The organism is Thiorhodovibrio frisius, assembly GCF_033954835.1.
In the GTDB taxonomy this organism is placed as follows: domain Bacteria; phylum Pseudomonadota; class Gammaproteobacteria; order Chromatiales; family Chromatiaceae; genus Thiorhodovibrio; species Thiorhodovibrio frisius.
The window spans coordinates 3,628,980-3,646,641 of sequence record NZ_CP121471.1 but is presented as its reverse complement, the minus strand read 5'-3'; the positions used below and the strand labels follow the sequence as shown (position 1 = coordinate 3,646,641).

Sequence of the window (17,662 nt, the reverse complement as noted above, 5' to 3'; positions counted from 1 at the left end):
CCAATCAGACGATACGGCGAGGTCATCTCATCATGGAATTCGCGGACGGCATCCTAGACATTAGCCCCTTTCTGGCCGTGACCTTGGGCATTATCGTGCTTTTTCTTGGCAAACGGTTGAACGAGACCTGGCGCCCGCTGCGGGAATTCAGCATTCCCGAACCCGTCACCGGCGGCTTGCTACTCTCGTTGCTGTTTGGGCTGCTGTACTGGGCCAGCGGTGTGGCGGTGGAGTTCGATCTGGCGGCACGCGATCTGCTGCTGGTGTACTTCTTTACCACCATTGGCATCAACGCCAGCCTGTCTGATCTTCGTGCCGGCGGGCGACCGCTGATCATTCTGCTGGCCATCACCATCATTTATATGGCGTTGCAGAACTTGACTGGCATTTCGGTCGCGGCTCTGTTCGGACTCCCCGCGCCCGTGGGATTGCTGGGCGGAACGGTCTCGCTGATCGGCGGTCATGGCACTGCCATCGCCTGGGCGCCGCGAATCGCCGAGGATTATGGCATTGCCAATGCGATGGAAATCGGCATCGCCTGCGCCACCTTCGGGCTGATTCTGGCGAGTCTGATGGGCGGGCCGATCGCCAAGTTTCTGATCCATCGCCACGCGCTGGAGCCAGCCGGGCATCCGGAGCAGGACGTTGGCGTCTCGTCGGAAGAACAGGCGCCGAGTTTGACCTATCTCGATTTTCTGGATGCCATCCTGGCGATTCATATCAGCATTATCGTCGGTCTGCTGCTGAACCGCTTGGTTGAGACCTGGGGTCTGCAATTGCCAACCTTTGTCACCTGCCTGTTCGCCGGAATCCTGCTGACCAATCTGGTGCCCAAAAACTTTCCGCGCATTAGCGGGCGCCGCTGGCCGACTCGCACCCCGGCGATCGCTCTGATTGCCGATATTTCGCTGGGCACCTTTCTTGCGATGTCGCTGATGAGCATGCAGCTCTGGACGCTGGTGGAACTCGCCGGCCCCATCATCGCCATACTGACCGCGCAGTTCGTGCTCGCGGTGCTGGTCAACATTTTTATCGTCTTCCGCGTCATGGGGCGCAACTACGACGCCGCCGTGATCTGCTCCGGTTTCGGCGGTATCTCGCTCGGCTCCACGCCGACCGCCATGGCCAACATGGCCGCAGTGACCCAGCGTTACGGCGCTTCGCATCTGGCTTTCATCATCGTGCCGCTGGTGTGCGCCTTTTTCATTGACCTGATCAATGCGCTGCTGATCCCGTTTTCCCTGGGGGCTTTTTGAGCACAGGCACCTCGGGTGGCAACCCATTTCAACCCCTATGAGCGAGTACCAATACTTCGAATTCCAAACAATCGATCGCCCCTTGACCGCCGATGAGATGACGGAACTGCGGCGCTGGTCGTCGCGCGCCGAGATCACGCCCACCCGTTTCTGGAACGAGTATCAGTGGGGCGATTTCAAGGGCAGCCCGAGGCGTTGGGTGGAGCAGTATTTCGACGCCTTCCTCCATGTAGCGAACTGGGGCACGCACTGGCTGATGCTGCGCTTGCCCGTTGAGTGCATGAGCCTGACGGATGTGAACGACTATTTGCTCGAAGATGGCATGGAGGGCTGGCAGACAGCCGAGCATCTCGTGCTCTCTTTCAGATCCGAGACGGAAGAACCGGATTGGGAGGAGGGTAGTGCTTGGCTCTCATCCTTGATTGGTGTGCGCTCCGGGCTGATGCGAGGTGAACGTCGCAGCCTCTATCTCGGCTGGCTGGCGCAGCTCTGGGCCGAGCAACTGGATGACGCCTCTACCGAGCCGCCTGTTCCGCCGGGACTGGGCGAGCTGGATGCCACGCATCGCGCCTTGGCGGAGTTTCTGCGTATCCCCGACGATCTGATCGTTGCCGCCGCAGAGTCCAGTGCTCCGCTTCAATTGCGCGAGATAGGCTCGGCCGAGATCGCGGGCTGGGTGGCCGAACGCTCGGACGCCGAGAAAGATGCCTTGCTGACCGAGCTCATCCTCGACGACTCAGCGCACCGCCTCGCGAGGTTGCGACAGCGGATCGACCGGGAGTTGAATCCGGTCGATGCTGGAGAAGCGTCGAATGTACCCCGGACAGTCGCTGAGCTGCTCGATCGCGCCGAAACGCTCACACGCGAGCGTCAGGCACGCGAAGCGGCCGCACAGGCCGCCGAGCAGGCTCGCCGTGCGACCGAGGCCGCCGCAGCCCGCAAGCGCCATCTGCATTCACTGCGCGGTCACGAAGAAGCGCTGTGGCGCAAAGTCGATGACCTAATCGGCCACCGTCAGGCATGGGCCTACAAGGAAGCGGTCGATCATCTTAAGGATCTGCGCGATCTCGCGACCGCCGATGGCTCGCTCGACGCCTTGACCGCTCGCATTCAGCGGCTGCGGGAAAAGCATGCTCGAAAATCGACGCTTATTAGCCGGTTTGACGAAGCCGGATTGGGTTGCGTTGATCGACGCGGCGCATGAGTTCCAAGCAGGGAGTTTATGTTGACGGAATCCGTCAGGTAAAGACGAAGGCGGCGAGGATGGACAGGTTTTCGTACATTGTTTCAGTGAGAGAGGGCGTGATGGCTAGTGTCCAGGGTCACCGTCCACCGGAAACTCCCAGGTGACCCGACTGGTCTTGATCAGTTCCCGGCCCGGCTCGCCCAACTGTTTGCCGTAACGAATCAACTGGATCAGGTCGGAGCTGACCTGCGGATTGGTGGTGAAGTAGGAGTGGCCGAACAGGTCCGTGCGCTTGCCGTCGTAGGTGATAAGGTCGATGCGCCCGACCGCTTCGAAATAACGTTGGGCCTTGTCCGGGATGTCCTCCGGGCGCAGCTGCCCAACCCGGTTACGGCTGCGGAACAGGATACGAGAGACCAGCAGGGCACGATCCTCGGGCGAGGCGTAGATGGTCAAGCGGCCTTGGAGAACGCGCGGCAGTCGCCCCTCCGGCCAGACCGTCGTCAGCTCCGGGTCGGAGAGAAAGCTGGTGATCTGCTGACCGGCGATGTCCACGTCGATGTCTGGTGACAGCAGGACCAGATTGTCGATCTTGTATTGGTCTCTTGGCTCTTTGCCGGCGGCGATGGCCTCCAGCGCCAACTCTTGGACCGCCCGCAGCGTCAAGGCCGTGCCCCGGCTGTGCGCGAGCAGCTGCAGGCGCTCGACGCCGGGGGTATTCGCGAGTATGCGGATGGTCTTCTTGAGATGCGCGACCGCGTAGTCGGCGGACTCGGTGGTGGCGGTGTAGGAAGTCAGGAAATTGCCGGTGCTCGACGCCGGCCAGGTGAAGAAGGCGCAGACCTGCTCGCGGCCGAGGAAGTGACACAGCTCTGCGGCGGTGAAGGCGGCGGTGGCAAAGGTCTCATTGAATCCGTGAACGTAGAGCAAGACCTCCTTCTTTGGGGCCTGCCCGAGGCGCCGCTCGACCTCTTGCTCCAGCTCGGCCTTGGCCTCGAAGTGGCGCGCAAGTTCGGCACGGTCGCGGACCACCCTGCCATCGTCCTCCCGATAGATCCGGTAGGGCTCTTCGGGAAACACGCCCAATTGCCGCACCTGGCTCAGCTCAAGATTGACTTCTCGGGTACGCTCGGCAAGCTGGCTCTGCTCGCGCAAGGTGTTCCAGTCCAGCGCCGGCGTGATGCGCACCTGGGCAGAGCCAAAGGCGATGTGCCGGGCACGTTCTTGGCCATAAAGCAACGGCCCCGCGCCCTTGGCGTGCGCCTCAAGCTCCTCGGGCGTCGGCGGGGCGCGGTCGGTGATGAACAGCAGATCCAGGTCCGGGGTCTGTCGGGACTGCGCGATCCGATCGAACACCGGTTGCCCGCCTGGAAATTGGTAGAGGGTCGGCGTCGGCATAAGTTGACGCGCGCTGGTGGCACAGCCGCCGACCAGGAGGACGGCAAGCGCCGTGACGACGGTCTTGGCGAGCTGCTTCGATATCGGTCCTCGTACCTGCGCTTCAATGCAAGCGTCATCGTTGGTACCGCCCGAGCGAGCCCTGAGGAAAACGTCGAAAAATGCCGTGATGAGAGAGTTCATGTCAGTCGGCCTTCAGTAAAGATAGCGCTGCGCCGCTGTGACAAAATCCTCGCGCGGCGGCAGCTCCGTCGGGGCGATTGCAATGGGTAGCATGACGGCGGTGCGGCCCTGGGCATTGCGCAGCTCCTGCAAGACGATCCGGCGAGCAGATGGGTCCCGTGCATCGCGTTGGATGTTCATCGGATCCAGATAGAGGGTGATCTCGTCCGTTAGCAGCTGACCGTCGGCTTCACCAAGGAATTCAGCCACGATATCTAGATGCGCTCGCAGGACGCCAGCGTCCGAGCCGATGCTACCCAACTGAGCTGTAATGGCGTCCAACTCGGTCATCAGTGTGGCGGGATCAGGGTGCTCGCCCTCTTGCGCATCGAAGCCCCAGCCGCCGCGTTCAAGCGTCGTCAGCTTGCGACGCAGCAGATCGCGCTGGCGCGTGAGGTCAGCGCGCTCCACGCGCGCCTCGGCGATTCGACTCAGCGCCAGGCTGAGCAGATGGTCGAAGGCGCGACGCATGAGCTGGCGGCGCATGTCCGCTTCGCTAGTGTTGGGGTCGACTATCCGGTGTTCGTTGAAATTGACGACGGTCTGCTGCACATCGTGCCGAACCTGGTCGCCGACCAAATCCATGCCGAGGGTGCGCTTCTCCATTCGCTCCGCCAAGAGCAGCGCCGTTACGCGGGGAACCGCACCCCCGCCTAGGCCCGACAGAAATGCTGCCAGCTTCGGGTCCCTGCTGAAGATGTTCAGCATCTCCGGAGCAGAGGAAAACAATGCCGCCAGGCGCGGTTCGGCGCTATAGCTGTTGCGAGTCGCCGCCACCGGCGCCGGTATCCCCTCCACCAACGCAACCACGTGGTCGATGGCCCGGATGACGGGCTTGCGCAGGCGCTTGGCATAGCCCGGCAGCAACCGCAGCCGCGAATCGGTGCCGTCTACGGCACGCTCCGTCGCCATTTTAATCAGTGACTCGGGATAGGCCCCGATCTTCTCTCCACCGCCGAAAATCGACTGAAACAGTTTCACACTGACTGCTCGTTCTCGAGCGCCTTGCGGGTAATCCCCTGGTAGAGATCCACGGCGCGCGTATAGAGCGACTGGAGATCCGGTCGCTTGTCCATGAAACCCTTGATCTGCTCGGCGTCCCGCATCACCTCGTTGAGATGCGCAAGATCGGTATCGTCGAGTCGCTCGCCGCGCTCGACCTTAGCCTTGATGTCGAGCGCCCGCGGCAGCCGGAACTGCTCGAACCGCTCAAGAATGGTAACGATCACGCCGTCTTGATGGGAAATCTCGGTCATATTGTGCTCCGGGTTATTTTTGAATCCTGTGCGTGTGTTGGCGGAACGACGCCTGCATCATCGCGGATGTTGGCCGCTTGGGTCTGGCAGTATCCCGAACCCCGCCTGTTTCTGGGGGAAATACGCAGCCAAGACGCAGAGCGCCGCGATGGCGTAGATCGCCGCCATGCCGATTTCGCCCAAGCGATCGGCGAAGTTGGCGCCGCCTGCGTCGCTGAAGGGGATGATCGATTCGCCGTAGAGGATCATCACCACGCTCAGCGCAAATCCGGCCAGCGGCGCCCATGGCGCATCGGACGTAATCATGCGGGCGAGGACCAGCCCGACGGCCAGTGTCATCGTCGCTACGAACGGAAAGTGCGGTGCCATGACGGTGAGCTGGTACATGACCAAGGTTAGCAGACCCGCCGCGACATTGGCCGCGAGAATGCCCTTGGTGACCGTGAGGCCGCGAGCAAGGTTGGCGCTGAAGGCATAGATGGCGATGTAAATGGGTGTGTGGACGTTGGTCCAGCCGAAGCTGAAGTAGGCGACCGCGTAGGAGCCGGTGATTGCTGTCAGAATCCAGGCACGCCGGGTTACCTCGGCAGCCGGCAAGACCGGCTTCGGAGCCGGCGCCGGCTCGGTCGGCAGTGGCGGAATCAGGGCGAAGAGGAGCAGCGTCACCGCCAACGAGATGCCGATGTTGCCGACGAACGAGCCGGCGACATCCCGCGTGATCTCCACCGTGGTGTTCGCGACCATCGGCACCAGCATCAGCCCGACCAGCAGCAGGATCATCACCAGGGACGAGCCACCGCGCAGACCGGAGCGGAAGGTCCAGAACAACGCGGGGAAGAGCGCGATCAGAAAGAGCGCTGGGTAGGCTTGCGACACGCCTCCCGCCACCAGGCACAGGGCCATGATCAGGAACGTCACCAGGAGGATGCCGACCGCCGCGCGCGGGGTCGGCGCCCTCGGCGCTTGCAACAAGGGCGCGGTGAAGATGGGCGCCAGATAGGCCAGCGTCCAGTCGTAGGCGAGCGCGATGACGAAGGTGAGGGTCATGCCGAGGCCGAGCCGGAGCGCGCGGCGATCCCAGGTGCGCCGCGCGCTGGCCTGGTCGTCCGCCGGCTCAGGGAGCCTGAACTCAGTCGGCGGCTCAGTAGGCATAGGAGAGCCAGCCCTAACAGCATCAGGATCAGACGCAGGAACACAAAGACGTGCCGAACGAAGCGAGCGATCACATAAAAATTGTTTACGAACAGCAATAGATCGCGCATCTTGTTGATTGTAACTGTCGTTTCTGAGGTTCGTGCGAACCCGGCCTATTAGCCGACGCTATCGCGTCTGCTTGGACGCATAGTCTTCAAAGATGATCTTCTCGGGATCCAGAGGACGTCACCAATGCCTGCCGACGCTGGAATGCCACTTTATCACGGTATCTGCAGCAAAAATTGACATATCAAGACATCGGATAGACTTTTCTTGAGAGGCCCGCCTATGATGGCAAACACGATCCAATAGTTGACACCCGGTCCCCATGACCCGACGACCAACAGAACCCACCCATGCGGAGACTGAGCTTCGTATCGGCGCCACCATGGCACTTCCAGCGGTGCTCCGGAGCCTGGGTGCAAACCCGGAGGAGGTGCTGGCCGAGGCGGGGTTCGACCTCGGCCTGTTCGACAACCCTGATAATCGGATTTCCTACGCGGCGCGTAGCCGTCTGTTGGCGCACTGTGTTGACAGCACCGACTGCCAGCATCTGGGGCTGCTGGTCGGCCAGCAGGCCGGTCTGCATTCCCTGGGGTTGATGGGCCTGCTGGTGAAATACTCGCCAGACGTGGGGACGGCCTTACGCAGCCTCGTGCGGTTTTTGCATCTGCACGTCCGCGGCGCCGTGGTGAACCTGGAGGTGGACGGCGACCTGGCGATTCTGAGTTACGAGATCTATGAACCTGGCGCAGTGGCCACCGATCAGATCGGGGATGGTGCAGTGGCCGCCATGGTCAACATCTTGCGCACGCTGTGCGGCCCGGCATGGAAGCCATCAGAAGTCCGCTTTGCTCACCGCGAGCCCGACGGTATCCGGCCGTTCCGCAGTTTCTTCGGGGCTCCGTTGTTCTTCGACACTGCGCGGAACGCGGTGGTGTTCCCGGCCCGATGGTTGACTCAGCGTTTGTCTGGAACCGATCCCGACCTGCTTCGTTTGCCGCAGAAGCAGATCGAAGCGCTCGAGGTCAGATACGGCGACGACTTGCCTGGGCAGGTGCGGCGCGTGTTGCGGACGTCACTGCTGATGGATCAGGCTAGATCGAACCAGGTCGCGAAGCTCTTCTCGATACACAGCCGCACGCTCAGCCGTCGCTTGAATGCTCGCGGCACGAGCTTTCAGGAACTCCTGGACGAGGGCCGCTTCGAGATCGCGCGGCAGATGCTCGAAAACACCCGGATGGCGGTTCACCAGATCGCCGAGACACTTGACTACGCCGACGCGAGTGCCTTCACGCGCGCATTCCGGCGCTGGAGCGGTATTACGCCTGGCCAATGGCGCAAGAATCACAAGGTTGCGAGATCGTGCAGGACTTAGTGTAATGGAGCGCATGTGGGAAAATGCGATTCAGGAAAGGTCCGAACGCTTGGTAACAAAATCGAGGTTCGCTTAACGGCGTTTAGCGGTCGCTAGCGGCGAACGGGTGAGTGTCCGCAGTTGGCCGACTGCTGCCATCCGGCGGGCCTCGCTGCTCGCGCAACAATGAATTCGGTAGCAAATGTTGCGGCGGAATCCTGCGGTGTCAGTGCGGATTTTTCTGAGCATCGGCGGCGGGAAAACCTAAAGTAAGACGCGTAATCCAAGCCGACCTCCTTTGCTGGCTGTGTTAAAGAACGACGCCGTCGGGGACGCCATTTGCCAGGGAACATCCGCTTCCTCCATGAGCAACCAAGAATCGCCCGAATTTCACCGAGCTTTCACTGTCGCTTCAGAACCCTGCATCCGGGCAAGCTGTGTCTCCACAGCAACCCGACTGATGCAGGTTACCCATGCGCCTTTCACTTCGTTCCAGTCTTCCCTTTCTCTTGGCCCTGACCGGGCCGGCGGCGCTCGCCGCGCTTCCACTACCGCCTGATCTCGCCGATCTGTCAGCCCCGCTGGAGGCCTCAATCCAGCTGCCCGGCAGCGGTGTGCAGATGCTGCAACTGCAAGACCGGGTCGCCTTTCTGAGCGGCAACGGTCGCTATGCCTTCACCGGCGATGCCTGGGATCTGTGGCATGGCGAACAGCTGACATCCGTCCGCCAGGCGCAGGCGCTGGCCAGCCGGGTCGATCTCAATCGACTCGGGCTCAATCCCACGGATCTGGGTGCCATACCATTACCCATAAGTCCTGCGGCCATGGTTAAGACGCGGTCCAAGTGGCTGTTTCATCATCGCCCACCACGGCGGCACACCCAACGGGCCAGCTTGGTTACCCTCTGACCGGGAAGTAAGGACAGACTTATGGGTAATGGCATGATCTGGGTGCCATCAGCCTCGGCTCCCTGGATACCGACACGCAACCCACCTGGGTCTTTATCGATCCGCTGTGCTCGGCCTGCCAGGAACTGCTCGATCGTCTCGCGCAAACCGGGACCCCGGCGCACGTCATTCCACTCCCACTCGGCGGCGCTGAATCGGCCCAGGCCGCGCGTCGTCTGCGCTGCGCGCCATCAACCCACGCCGCCCGATCGGCGTTGCGGGATCACTCCTGGTCCGACCTGCCCGCAGCGACGCCCGACTGCGAGACCCAACCCCTGTCCCCGTCCTGATCAGCACAGCGCTTTCAGGCTGCATCACGGCATTGCCGCGCCCCTCTGAAGAAGCCACCTCGGTAATCGTGGCAGGGGAGGGCGTTGTGCGCGAGAGACCTGCGGTCACTCCCAGCGGTGACCCATCGCCGAGCAAGTCAGCGCAGATGCCAGCGTCCGCCAAACAGCGCCCGCGAACCCCCGTCGCCGAATCCAACCCCACCCGCGAGCCTGCGCAAGTGATTCGCATCTGGATCGCCCCCTGGGAAGACAGCGCCGGCAATCTCCATGGCGCAAGCCACGTCTTCACCGAGGTTGTTCGCCGTCGCTGGAGTCTCGCCTCGGCCACCGACACGCCAGCAACCACCGTGCTGACACCCCTGCAAATCCAACCGCGCCAGGTTTCGACTTCCGAATCCGAGCGCAAACCCTGACCCAACCCAAGAAGGAGTTACCCATGACCACTGTCTCTACCCAAACGCAGTACCCAACCAACCCCCTGTATTCAAGCCCACTGCTGCACGCCGCCCTGATCGGTACGCCGCTGCTGGTGCTCTTGTTTCCCGACACCGCGCTGGCCGGCTCCGGCGGCACCGAGTTCCAGGCCACCTACGACATGCTGATCGGCTGGATGACCGGTCGGCTCGGCCGGATCGCCGCCATGCTGCCCAATGCGGCCGAGATCGCTCATACCAACGAGCATCGCGCCGAGACCGAGCAGATGCTCAGCATCGCCGGGCTGCGTCCGCAACCACTCACCGCTGAGCACTATGTCCGGCTGCTGGGTACCCTGCTCAACTGGGGCGAGGAAGCCTCCTGGCGCCATCGCATCGCCCCGGAATGCGATCCGACCCGGATTCTGCGCGAGCAATTGCTCGACTACGACCATGCCCTGGAGGTCGATGCCGATGGGTTGACGCTCGGGGACACTCGGTTACAGGTGCTCTCCTGCAAGCGCTACCCGGACCAGGTTCACTTTGGCCTGGCCGCCGCTGAACGCCTGACCCGCGCCGGCGCTACCTCGGTGCTGGCGCTCAACTTCGCCAACGGGATTCATCCCGGCGGCGGCTTCCTGCACGGTGCCCGCGCGCAGGAAGAAGTCCTGTGCCGCTCCAGTGCGCTCTATGCCACCCTGGAGGGCGATCCGATGTACGCCGCCCATCAGCAACGCCCGTTGCCCGACTCCACCGACTGGGCCATCTACTCCCCGCTGGTGCCGGTGTTCCGCCGCGATGACGGCACGCCCTTGGATGCGCCCTGGCTGTTGTCTTTTCTGACCTGCGCCGCACCCTATGCACCGCGGGTCGGCCAGCCGCGCTCGGGCGATCTGTTGCACCAACGCATCCATCGGGTGCTGGCCATCGCCCATGCCATGGGCCATGACGCCCTGGTGCTCGGTGCCTGGGGTTGCGGTGCCTTCGGCAATGATCCGCGCCGCACCGCTGAGTCCTTCCGCACCCATCTGGAGCAGACCTTTCCGCGCGCGTTTGATGACGTCGTTTTCGCCATCACCGACTGGTCGCCTGAACGCGCCACCCTGGAGCCCTTTCGCGAGGTCTTCGGTCAGCCGGCCTGAGGCACCCTCGCGGCCCGGCTCATGGTGGGTGCACCAAGATGGCTCGCCTCACTTCGACGCGGAAACTCAGGTTTTCCCCAGCAACAGTCGGCAAGTACCCAAGAGCCTTTTGAAAATTCTCCTTATCCACCATGCCTGTGGATAACCCTGTGGGTAAGGCTGTGAGATGGCTTCTAAACCCTTGTCCCGGCGCGCGTCGTTTCCGATTGGTCAGAATTGTTTCAGTCTGTAAGTCACTGTTTTAGTTTTTTCTTGCTGCCCATTCCAATAAAGTGCAAGGGTTAAAACCCGAAATGGGGCGCGGAGCGTGTGTATCTTTGGGCCTGTTTATAAGCTGCGGTCCGGTTGTCAAGTCCTCATGTGCAATTCGGGGCGATCGGTTTGCAAAACTGTGATCTGAGCTCAGGAACATTGGCACGGGCGTCATCGCGCAAGGGCTCGCGCGGAAATATCCCAATCCTTGCTATTAAGGGTTGGAATCAGTCCGTCCAACCGTCGTGGAGATAAGCGGACCTGTCGGCACCAAACATTCCGGTGCATCGAAGCGCGGCTGGCCAACCGACCGGGTGACGGGATAGCCGATCATCTCCTCCCCTGGAAAGGGTTGCAGCAACCCCGTCAGTTGCGTCTTGCTCTGATTGTCAGGGTTTAACCATTCAGCCCAGTGCGCGCGATCAATGATCACCGGCATGCGGTCATGGACGGCGGCGATGGTGGCATTGGCCTGGGTGACAATGATGGTTGCGCTCTCAACACGCTCACCCGAACTTGGATCAGTCCACTGTTCCCACAAGCCCGCAAAGATCATCGGCTGCTCATCCCGGCGCCGAAAGGCAAAGGGCTGCTTGCCGTTGGGCGTGGTCTGCCATTCATAGAAGGCATCGGCCGGGATCAAGCAGCGCCGATGTTTGAATGCCGCACGAAAGGACGGCTTCTCCGCCACCGTCTCCGCGCGGGCGTTGAAGGTCTTATAGCCGAGCTTGCGATCCTTGGCCCAACTCGGCAGCAGACCCCAATGCAAGAAGGCGAGTTCGCGCTGACCGTCCGCTTGGGTGCGGCAGGCGAGAATCCGGCTACCGGGCGCGAGGTTGTAACGCGCCGGCGGCATTTCGGCCGGCGGTTGCGCCTCCAGCCAGTCCGCCGTCGCCTGCACATCGAAGCATTGCGCAAAACGTCCGCACATCGGCCTGTCCTCAACGCGCCTCGCTCGCTGCAACCAACCGCTGCCGCAACCGCGTCAGCCGCTGCCCGCCGGTCTGTCTGACCGCCATGCCCAACGCCTTCGGCTGCGCAATCAGCACCACCAGCCGCTTGCCACGCGTTACTCCGGTATAGAGCAGATTGCGCTGCAACAGCATGTAATGCTGGGTCGCCAGGGGAATGACCACCGCCGGATACTCCGAGCCCTGCGCCTTATGCACACTGGTGGCATAGGCCAGCGCCAGCTCATCGAGCTCCCCGAACTCGTAAATCACCTGGCGCTCATCGAAGGCGATGCGCACCTCGCTTTCCTCGGTGTCGATGGCCAGAATTCGGCCGATGTCCCCGTTGAAGACCTCCTTGTCATAGTTATTGACGTTCTGGATCACCTTATCGCCTGGGGCGAAGATCCAGCCGAAGCGCTCGATGCGCGGCTGGCTGCCGGGGTTGAGGCGCTGCTGCAGCAGCACGTTCAGCGCCCGCGCACCCAGTCCGCCACGGTTCATGGGGGTGAGTACCTGGACATCGCGAATCGGGTCCAGCCCGAAGCGCGCGGGAATGCGCTCGCAGAGGGTTTTCACCAGCCGCTCCTGGATCTGCTCAGGGGTTTCGCTGCGAATCACATACCAGTCGCTGTCGCTCGGCGGTGGGTTGGGGACCTGGGGAACCAGCCCCGCATTGATGCGGTGGGCATTGACGATAATCCGCGAGGTCTGCGCCTGGCGGAAGATCTCTGTCAAGCGCACCGTCGGCAAAACCCCGGAGCCAATGGCATCGGCCAGGACCGCGCCTGGCCCGACCGAGGGCAACTGGTCAACATCTCCGACCAAGAGTACTGCGGCCGAGGAGGGTACGGCGCTGAGCAGCTTGTGCATTAGACTGACATCGACCATGGAGGTCTCATCGCAGACCAGCAGATCGGTGTCCAGCGGATTGTCCGCATTGTGCTTGAAGTCCAGCGTCTTGGGATCGAACTCCAGCACGCGGTGAATCGTTTTGGCCTCCTGGCCGGTGGATTCCGACAGCCGTTTGGCCGCGCGTCCGGTCGGCGCGCACAGGGTGGCCTTCACGCCTTTGGCGCGCAGAATTCGCAAGATCGAATTGACCACTGTGGTTTTGCCGACCCCGGGACCACCGGTCAGCAGGGCGCATTTTCCGGTAACCGCCTGGCTGACGGCCTGTTTCTGCGAGTCGGCCAAGCGCAGTCCGGTCTGGGCTTCGACCCAGGGCAAGGCGCGGGCGATATCGATCATCCCCCAGGGTGGCGAGCCCGCGCGCAGGCGGATCAAGGACTCGGCCACCCCGGCTTCGGCGCGGTGCAGCGCGGGCAGAAAGAGGAGCGCTCGCTCCTCGACGGTTTCCGCGACCAACTGCCCGGCGGACAGTTCCAAGTCGATGGCCTCTTCGATACCGGCGGCCTCGATCCCGAGCAGCTTAACCGCTTGCTCGGACAGCGCCTCGCGCCAGGCGGCGCAATGGCCATCGCTGGCGATTTCCTGCAGGACATGGCGCACGCCGGCGCGGGCGCGCAAGGGCGAGTCGCGGGGGATCCCCAGCCGTTCGGCGAGTTGATCGGCGGTTTTGAAGCCAATGCCGCGAATATCCAACGCCAGCCGATAAGGATTGCCGCGCACCCGCTCAATGGCCGCTTCGCTGTTCAGTGACAATTAACTTGGCCGGTCGATGACAACTATCTTGGCCGCTTCCCAAAGCTAAGGTAGCCGACATTTTCGCAACCCAAAGGCGGGCGAATGTCGGGCAAACGACTCACAGCAGAGCAGGTCAGGTTATACATGAGCAGCAGAACGCAAGGTCGCACACAGGTTCAGGCGAGTGCCAAAGTTGGCATTTCCGAGCGCAGCGGACGTCGCATTGATGGCGCCGGGACGCGCGTCACAGAGCCCAAGGAGCGGCACTGGCGAACCCGCAAGGACCCATTTGCCGAGGTATGGGACAGCGACATTGTGCCGCTGCTGGAGCAGCAGCCGCGTCTGGACGCCACCACCCTGTTTGAGGATCTCCAGGAGCGGTATCCACAGCGGTTTGGCAATGGCAAAAAGCGCACCTTTCAGCGCCGAGTCAAAGCTTGGAAAGCGCTGCACGGCCCGGACAAGGAAGTCATGTTCCGCCAAGTGCAGGAACCGGGTCGGCAGGGCTTCTCTGACTTCACCGAACTCAAGGACATCACCGTCACCATTGCCGGGGAGGTGCTCGCGCACCGTCTCTACCACTTCCGCCTGCCTTTCAGTGGTTGGAGCCACGTCAGCGTCGTATTGGGCGGGGAATCGTTCAGCGCCCTGGCCGAAGGATTACAAGCGGCCCTCTGGCGTCTGGGCGGAGCGCCCTTGGAGCACCGCACCGACAGCTTATCGGCCGCGTTCAAGAACCTCTCGCAGGACGCACGCGCCGACCTCACTGAGCGCTACGACGCCTTGTGCCGGCACTACGGCATGACGGCCACGCGCAACAACCGCGGTGTCAGTCACGAGAACGGCGCTGTGGAATCGCCCCACGGGCACCTCAAGCGGCGCATGGCCCAAGCCTTGTTGCTGCGCGCATCGAGCGACTTCCCCACCCTGGAGGACTATCGCCAGTGGCTCGACGCGCTGGTGGGTCGTTTCAACCGGCGGTGCGCCGACGCCCTGGCCATCGAGCGTGCGCAGCTTCAGGCCTTACCGGCGCGGCGCACCACCGACTACAGCGAGCAGGTGGTGTCGGTGACGACCTCCAGCACCATTGAGGTCAAGCGGGTGCTCTACAGCGTCCCGGCGCGCCTGATCGGCGAGCGATTGCGTCTGCACATTTTTGATGATCGCATTGAGGGCTATCTCGGTGCCACCCCAGCGGTGAGCCTCACGCGCGTCTACAGCGTCAAGCACGAGCGGGCGCGTTGTATCGACTACCGCCACCTCATCGCCACCCTGGTGCGTAAACCCCAGGCCTTCCGCTACTCGCAACTGCGCGATGACTTGCTGCCGAACGCCACCTACCGCGCGATCTGGCAGCATCTCGACGCCCACCTGGAGGCGCGCGCGGCGTGCAAAGCCATCGTCGGCATCCTCGCCTTGGCCGCTCGCGCCGAGTGCGAGCAGGCCCTCGGCGAGTATCTGCGCGGGTGCATTGAGGCCGAGCGCCTCCCTAGCCTGCACGAACTGGAGCAGCGCTTTGATCCTGCCCAGCGCGGCGAGGCCGAGGCCTTTCTCCCAAGCGGGGTTCAACACCCGCTCTCGGCCTATGACGCACTTCTGCCCTCCCAGCGCCCAGCGATGGAGGTGTGCTGAGATGGTTCAAACCGCCACCTTACCCCTGATGCTCAAGCAACTGCGCCTCTCGAGCATCGCGCAGCATTGGCAGGGTTTCCTCGACCACGCCCAGCGCCACGGCTGGGACAGCGCCCAATACCTGAGCGCCTTATGCGAGCAGGAACTGGCTGATCGCGACAGCCGGCGCATCGCCCGCTACAGCAAAGACGCCCGCCTGCCGGTCGGCAAGAGCCTGGCCAGCTTCGACTTCGCCCAAGTCCCTGGCCTGGCCCGCGAACAGATCGAGGCGCTGGCCGGCAGCGCGGATTGGACGCGCCAGGCGCGCAACCTGCTGCTGTTTGGCCCCAGCGGTGTGGGCAAAACCCATTTGGCCGCCGCCATCGGTCACGGACTCACCGTGCAGGGGGTGCGCGTGCGCTACCTCGCCACCACCGCCCTGGTGCAGCAGTTGCAGCTGGCCCGCACGCAGCTGCACCTGGAGGATGCCTTGCACAAGCTCGAGCGCTACGCCGTACTGATCCTGGATGATTTCGGCTACGTGAAAAAATCCGAGACGGAAACCCAGGTGCTGTTTGAACTCATCGCCCATCGCTATGAGACCGCCAGCCTGATCATCACCTCCAACCAACCGTTCGCCGAATGGGATCGCATCTTCCCGGATCAGATGATGACCGTCGCCGCCGTCGATCGCTTGGTGCATCACGCGACAATTATCGAACTCAGTAGCGACAGTTACCGGCGCAAGCAGGCCCTGGGGCAGATCGCCGCTGAGCCCGGGAGCCTGACACCAACGCCAGCGCCAACGATCACGTTACCCTCGCCATCGACGATAACCTCGGTGGGTTGTCGCGATGATGACTCTGAGTCCGCGCCCTCGGGATGACAAACCGCCAGGGCAATTGTCGCTCTCTTGCAGGCGCGAATGCCCGCGACAACTATTCTGGCGCACGCGCCGCCGCGCCGCTGGCGGGGCCGAGCACTTCCAGTCGCCCTACGGGCTCCTTCCCGTACTCGGCCCCGCCAGATCCACCCGCAACCACCCTGTAAATTAGGAGATACCGCATCTAAAGCACAACGACATTAACCGGCCAAGATAATTGACGCTGACCGGCCAAGATAGTTGACATTGGATACTTCGCCATAGGTCTTGAAGATCCTGACCGCCCGCGCAGTGCCGACGCCATGGGATTGCAGGAAAACCATAATCTCCCGGATGACCTTCTGCTCGGCCCAGGCGCGGGTGACCCGCTCCTGACGCTTCTTGCCGATGCCGGGCAGTTCGCGCAGCCGCTCGGGCGCTTGCTCGATGATGTCGAACACCTGCTCGCCGAAGGCATCGACCAGACGCTTGGCGAAATGCGGGCCGATGCCTTTGACCAGCCCGGAGCCGAGATAGCGCTCGATGCCTTCGCGGGTGCCGGGCGGGACCACGCGCAATTCATTGGCCTTGAACTGTCGGCCGTGGCGGGCATCGATGGTCCATTGCCCGCGCGCGTCGATGTGCTCGCCCGGCGCGACCTGGGCGGCGGTGCCGACGACGGTGATCAGGTCACGTTCCCCACGGACCTTGACCCGCAGCACGCAGAAGCCGCTCTCGGGGCTGTGGAAGGTGACGCGCTCGACTGGGCCGGCGAGGGTGTCGAGCGGGGAGTTGGCGTGGTACGAGGCTGCGGGCGCGTCGGTCATCGGCGCATAGTAGCAAGGGTGACCCGGTGATCGGATGCCCAGCGCTCTATGAAACCGACTCCAGGCGATTATAAGGTCACCCGTCCAGCGAATCAGGCGGCCAGCCGCATCACCCCGGTAACAATGCCAAGAATCTCGAGCTCTTCATGGCGCAAGATGATCGGCGCCATGTCGGGATGGGCCGGCTGCAGCCGAATACCATTGGCTTCGATGTAGAAGCGTTTCAAGGTGACCTAGTCGCCGTTGATCTTGGCAACCACGGTCTCACCGTTCTCCGCGCTCTGGCGTTGCTCGACGATGATGATGTCGCCATCTTGGATGTGATCATCGGTCATTGAATGCCCACGCACCCGCAGGGCATAGCTGGCCTTGCGCGCCATGTGCGAGGGGACCTTTACCGTTTCCTGGTCTTCGATGGCTTCGATCGGCAGGCCGGCGGCGATGGTGCCGAGCAGGGAGAGGGTGACGCCGGCTTCGATTTCCAGATCGATTGGTTCGAGATCGGCGCTCCAGGGCGGCGCGGTGCGGCGGCGGGGGATCAGGTAGGCGAGTTGGGCCATGCAGTCACTGCCTCAGTCGATTCGAAGGGGTACGGCGAAAGCGTACCCCTTTCCAGTCGCCGGCGCGAGGCGCTCTCGCTCGATTTCGCCATCGTCAAGCAATGATCGAGCGGCTCCATCAACCCGAGCTGGTTATGGGGCTGTCGATTTAGGACAGGGTCCGCTGAAATAGGCCGCCAAATCGCAAAGAACACCTTGATGCGTCTTGCAGGTCTTGGCGGTCATGTTCACCTCACCGCCGGTGATGGCGCAATAGATTTCGGCCGCATTGTCATAGCCGGTGACCTTTAAC

General features: G+C 62.6%; 13 protein-coding genes and 3 pseudogenes. 8 read left to right on the top strand and 8 right to left on the bottom strand.

The genetic code is table 11. The features are described from left to right. The first annotated feature begins 32 nt into the window (after positions 1 to 32). Both gltS and Thiofri_RS16640 read left to right on the top strand, forming a co-directional pair. Positions 33 to 1,256, top strand: coding sequence for a sodium/glutamate symporter (gene gltS / locus Thiofri_RS16645; RefSeq protein ID WP_009146834.1), 1,224 nt, complete (start codon positions 33 to 35; stop codon positions 1,254 to 1,256). Positions 1,257 to 1,293: 37 nt separating this feature from the next. Beyond that, positions 1,294 to 2,460, top strand: coding sequence for a hypothetical protein (locus Thiofri_RS16640; RefSeq protein WP_009146835.1), 1,167 nt, complete (start codon positions 1,294 to 1,296; stop codon positions 2,458 to 2,460). Between the two features lie 105 nt (positions 2,461 to 2,565). Here the strand turns inward: Thiofri_RS16640 and Thiofri_RS16635 are convergent, their stop codons facing one another. The 4 genes from Thiofri_RS16635 to Thiofri_RS16620 are packed head-to-tail and all read right to left on the bottom strand — an operon-like array spanning position 2,566 to position 6,470. Beyond that, positions 2,566 to 4,023 (bottom strand): alpha/beta hydrolase, encoded by a 1,458-nt coding sequence (locus Thiofri_RS16635; RefSeq protein WP_009146836.1) that lies wholly within the window; start codon positions 4,021 to 4,023, stop codon positions 2,566 to 2,568. Positions 4,024 to 4,035: 12 nt separating this feature from the next. After that, the gene (locus Thiofri_RS16630) at positions 4,036 to 5,043 is read right to left on the bottom strand and encodes a hypothetical protein (protein ID WP_009146837.1); all 1,008 of its coding nucleotides are present in this window, start codon (positions 5,041 to 5,043) and stop codon (positions 4,036 to 4,038) included. Then, a complete protein-coding gene (locus tag Thiofri_RS16625) occupies positions 5,040 to 5,318 on the bottom strand; it encodes a hypothetical protein (RefSeq protein ID WP_009146838.1) in 279 nt (92 codons plus the stop codon). Before Thiofri_RS16625 ends, Thiofri_RS16630 begins: the two co-directional genes overlap by 4 nt. A 57-nt stretch (positions 5,319 to 5,375) precedes the next feature. Then, positions 5,376 to 6,470: a DUF2955 domain-containing protein gene (locus tag Thiofri_RS16620; RefSeq protein ID WP_009146839.1), complete on the bottom strand. Its 1,095-nt coding sequence runs from the start codon at positions 6,468 to 6,470 to the stop codon at positions 5,376 to 5,378. A gap of 370 nt (positions 6,471 to 6,840) precedes the next feature. Between Thiofri_RS16620 and Thiofri_RS16615 the strand changes: the two genes are divergently transcribed. The 4 genes from Thiofri_RS16615 to Thiofri_RS16600 all read left to right on the top strand — a co-directional run bounded on the left by Thiofri_RS16615 (position 6,841) and on the right by Thiofri_RS16600 (position 10,661). Then, positions 6,841 to 7,890 carry an AraC family transcriptional regulator gene (locus tag Thiofri_RS16615; protein WP_009146840.1) on the top strand — a complete coding sequence of 350 codons (1,050 nt, stop codon included), beginning with the start codon at positions 6,841 to 6,843 and terminating at the stop codon, positions 7,888 to 7,890. A gap of 452 nt (positions 7,891 to 8,342) precedes the next feature. Further along, positions 8,343 to 8,777, top strand: a complete 435-nt coding sequence (locus Thiofri_RS16610; protein ID WP_143741728.1) for a hypothetical protein — start codon at positions 8,343 to 8,345, stop codon at positions 8,775 to 8,777. Positions 8,778 to 9,252: 475 nt separating this feature from the next. Then, positions 9,253 to 9,519 (top strand): TraV family lipoprotein, encoded by a 267-nt coding sequence (locus Thiofri_RS16605; RefSeq protein ID WP_051023730.1) that lies wholly within the window; start codon positions 9,253 to 9,255, stop codon positions 9,517 to 9,519. 23 nt (positions 9,520 to 9,542) lie between these two features. Continuing rightward, entirely contained in the window at positions 9,543 to 10,661 is a 1,119-nt protein-coding gene (locus Thiofri_RS16600; RefSeq protein ID WP_009146841.1) for a TIGR02452 family protein, read from the top strand. Positions 10,662 to 11,127: 466 nt separating this feature from the next. Here Thiofri_RS16600 and Thiofri_RS16595 read toward each other — a convergent pair whose 3' ends face one another. Both Thiofri_RS16595 and recD2 read right to left on the bottom strand, forming a co-directional pair. Beyond that, positions 11,128 to 11,844 (bottom strand): SOS response-associated peptidase, encoded by a 717-nt coding sequence (locus tag Thiofri_RS16595; protein WP_009146842.1) that lies wholly within the window; start codon positions 11,842 to 11,844, stop codon positions 11,128 to 11,130. A gap of 10 nt (positions 11,845 to 11,854) precedes the next feature. Further along, positions 11,855 to 13,513 (bottom strand): annotated as a pseudogene (gene recD2 / locus Thiofri_RS16590) (SF1B family DNA helicase RecD2); the annotation flags it as partial. A 99-nt stretch (positions 13,514 to 13,612) separates the two neighbouring features. On the opposite strand from recD2, the gene istA reads away from it, so the two are divergent. Together istA and istB are read left to right on the top strand one after the other, a co-directional pair. Then, complete coding sequence (gene istA / locus Thiofri_RS16585; protein ID WP_407702912.1) at positions 13,613 to 15,142, top strand: IS21 family transposase; 1,530 nt, start codon at positions 13,613 to 13,615, stop codon at positions 15,140 to 15,142. Between the two features lies 1 nt (position 15,143). Further along, on the top strand, positions 15,144 to 16,007 hold the full coding sequence (gene istB, locus Thiofri_RS16580) for an IS21-like element helper ATPase IstB (protein WP_323705473.1): 864 nt from the start codon (positions 15,144 to 15,146) through the stop codon (positions 16,005 to 16,007). A gap of 245 nt (positions 16,008 to 16,252) precedes the next feature. On the opposite strand, the pseudogene Thiofri_RS16575 reads toward istB, so the two are convergent. Further along, a pseudogene (locus Thiofri_RS16575) lies at positions 16,253 to 16,810 on the bottom strand (YrrC family ATP-dependent DNA helicase); the annotation flags it as partial. A 92-nt stretch (positions 16,811 to 16,902) separates the two neighbouring features. Next, a pseudogene (gene lexA, locus Thiofri_RS16570) lies at positions 16,903 to 17,370 on the bottom strand (transcriptional repressor LexA). Between the last annotated feature and the right edge of the window lie 292 nt (positions 17,371 to 17,662).

What these genes read in the sequence shown, in the direction of transcription:
- Thiofri_RS16640 (WP_009146835.1), top strand. Translation starts at nt 1,294, where the DNA reads ATGAGCGAGTACCAATACTTCGAATTCCAAACAATCGATCGCCCCTTG.
- Thiofri_RS16595 (WP_009146842.1), bottom strand. Translation starts at nt 11,844, where the DNA reads ATGTGCGGACGTTTTGCGCAATGCTTCGATGTGCAGGCGACGGCGGAC.
- Thiofri_RS16610 (WP_143741728.1), top strand. Translation starts at nt 8,343, where the DNA reads ATGCGCCTTTCACTTCGTTCCAGTCTTCCCTTTCTCTTGGCCCTGACC.
- Thiofri_RS16635 (WP_009146836.1), bottom strand. Translation starts at nt 4,023, where the DNA reads ATGAACTCTCTCATCACGGCATTTTTCGACGTTTTCCTCAGGGCTCGC.
- Thiofri_RS16600 (WP_009146841.1), top strand. Translation starts at nt 9,543, where the DNA reads ATGACCACTGTCTCTACCCAAACGCAGTACCCAACCAACCCCCTGTAT.
- istA (WP_407702912.1), top strand. Translation starts at nt 13,613, where the DNA reads ATGTCGGGCAAACGACTCACAGCAGAGCAGGTCAGGTTATACATGAGC.
- istB (WP_323705473.1), top strand. Translation starts at nt 15,144, where the DNA reads ATGGTTCAAACCGCCACCTTACCCCTGATGCTCAAGCAACTGCGCCTC.
- gltS (WP_009146834.1), top strand. Translation starts at nt 33, where the DNA reads ATGGAATTCGCGGACGGCATCCTAGACATTAGCCCCTTTCTGGCCGTG.
- Thiofri_RS16615 (WP_009146840.1), top strand. Translation starts at nt 6,841, where the DNA reads ATGACCCGACGACCAACAGAACCCACCCATGCGGAGACTGAGCTTCGT.
- Thiofri_RS16625 (WP_009146838.1), bottom strand. Translation starts at nt 5,318, where the DNA reads ATGACCGAGATTTCCCATCAAGACGGCGTGATCGTTACCATTCTTGAG.
- Thiofri_RS16620 (WP_009146839.1), bottom strand. Translation starts at nt 6,470, where the DNA reads ATGCCTACTGAGCCGCCGACTGAGTTCAGGCTCCCTGAGCCGGCGGAC.
- Thiofri_RS16605 (WP_051023730.1), top strand. Translation starts at nt 9,253, where the DNA reads ATGCCAGCGTCCGCCAAACAGCGCCCGCGAACCCCCGTCGCCGAATCC.